Annotated in this window: 2 protein-coding genes and 1 pseudogene; all 3 read left to right on the top strand. The window is 46.7% G+C overall.

Annotated features, from left to right (window positions below):
* The coding region (locus CRG49_RS12770) for a VENN motif pre-toxin domain-containing protein (protein ID WP_232727257.1) at window positions 1-919 on the top strand (919 nt) is incomplete at its 5' end.
* Window positions 920-921: 2 nt separating this feature from the next.
* Complete coding sequence (locus CRG49_RS12765; protein ID WP_095503310.1) at window positions 922-1,863, top strand: immunity 49 family protein; 942 nt, start codon at window positions 922-924, stop codon at window positions 1,861-1,863.
* A 51-nt stretch (window positions 1,864-1,914) separates the two neighbouring features.
* A pseudogene (locus tag CRG49_RS12760) lies at window positions 1,915-2,093 on the top strand (DUF637 domain-containing protein); the annotation flags it as partial.

Here is a 2,093-nt window from a genome sequence, read left to right as displayed (position 1 = left end):
AGAGCGCGAACAGATTCTGGCATACAGCAAACTGGTTGCCGGTACGGTAAGCGGTGTGGCGGGCGGCGATGTGAATGCGGCGGCGAATGCGGCAGCTGTGGCGGTGGAGAAGAATTCTTTGTATCCTAAATGCGTAGGAGCAAAGTGTGATAAATTTCAAAAGGAGCAGCAAGAATGGATACGTAAAAATCCCGAAGAATATCGGGAAGTTTTGATGTTTCAGACAGGGTTTATTCCGGTTATCGGTGATATACAGAGTTTTGTAGAAGCACAGACCGCCGCTGATTACCTGTTTGCTTTGCTGGGTATAGTTCCGGGGATCGGTGAGGCGAGACAGGCCTATAAAACAGCGGAAGCGGCGAAAGATTTGCAAGGTATGAAAAAAGCCTTGGACAATGCCGCAACCGTTGCCACGGCACGCGGTTATGTCAACAAAACCAAAATCAAAGTCGGTCAAACTGAATTAAAGGTTACTTCGGCAACCGACAAACAACTGCTAAAAACCATCCGCGAAGGCAGGGACACGACAGGTAAAGCAACCGAGAAGTTATTTGACTCTTTAGCTGAACAAAACGGTTTCAAAGTGCTTTCGGGCGGCAAATACGGCGGCAATAAAGGTTTTGACCATGTGTGGCAGGCTGCCGATGGCAGCGTGGTGGTCTTGGTTGAAAGTAAACAGATCAGGAACGGTACGGTGCAGCTCAATCCGAATGGTGCTGGTGGGTATACGCAGATGAGTGAGGCATGGGTTAATCAAGTTCTGAACGAGCTGCCAAAAAATAATTCTACCATTCAGATAATTCGAGACGCAGAGAAAAATGGTAAATTAAAAACTGCCGTAGCCGGTGTTGACCGTCAAACAGGTAAGGCAGTCATTCTTCCTGTTGAAGTTCCTTCTAAAACCAATATCAGGAGATAACAATGACAGCTAATATGATGACCACGAAAAAGTGGCATACCTATATAACAAATGTAATCGAAAGTTATGTAGAAGGATTTGAAGAAGAATGTAAGAATGGGTTGTCATACATAAACGAAAGAAAAGGTGTCCCATTTGCTGCTATGAATCATATATTCAGTGATATTTATGCTAAAACTTCACATACTTATCTATTTGAACACAACCTTAAAAAATTCAAGCAATATGCTTATATTGGAGGAAAGTTAGGAATTTTAAGAAGTGTAGATGCTAAATATCCTGAACCCTTCTTCTTCCCCTGCGATATGCTCAATATACAGAATCCGATGTTCCTGATGCTGATGAGCGACAGCCCGCAGCTACGTGAATTTCTGGTTCGCAATATCGACAATATCGCCAACGATACAGAAGCCTTCACAGACCGCTACGACCTCAACCGCCACATGATTTACAACACGCTGCTGATGGTGGAAGGTACGCAGCTTGAGCGGTTGAAACAGCGCAGCGAGAAAGTATTGGCCTACCCCGCCCCCAGCAAATGGCTGCAAAAGCGATTGTACGATTACCGTTTCTTTCTCGCTTTCGCCGAACAGGATGCAGAGGCGATGAAAGCCGCCTTAGCACCGCTGTTTGATAAAAAAACCGCGCGTATGGCTGCCAAGGAAACGTTGAGCTATTTCGATTTCTACCTCCAGCCGCAAATCGTTACCTACGCCAAAATCGCCTCCATGCACGGTTTCGATTTGGGTATAGACCACGAAATCGCTCCAAAGGATTTAATTGTTTACGCTCCTCTGCCGCCGGATGACTATCAAGACATCTTCGACTTTATGAAGCGGTATGATTTGTCGTATCCCTATGAATATCTGCAAGATTGGGTAGATTACTATACCTTCAAAACCGATAAGCTGGTCTTTGGTAACGCAACTCGGGAGCCTGCGTAGGTACGGTTAGCCGCCATAAGCGGCGTAACCGTACGCAACCCCTCAACAGCCGCTCCCGTCTCCCTGATCAACAACAAAGGCAACGTCGGCAAAACCCTGAAAGAACTGGGCAGAAGCCGCACGGTGCAAAACCTGGTTGCAGCCGCTGCCACCGCAGGCGTATCCAACAAAATCGGTGCGTCTGCTTTAGCCAATGTCAGCGATACGCAGTGGGTCAACAACATGACCGT

Source organism: Neisseria sp. N95_16 (genome assembly GCF_002551535.2).
In the GTDB taxonomy this organism is placed as follows: domain Bacteria; phylum Pseudomonadota; class Gammaproteobacteria; order Burkholderiales; family Neisseriaceae; genus Neisseria; species Neisseria brasiliensis.
The sequence above is the reverse complement of the archived record's forward strand: the minus strand, read 5'-3'. Positions and strand labels throughout refer to the sequence as shown.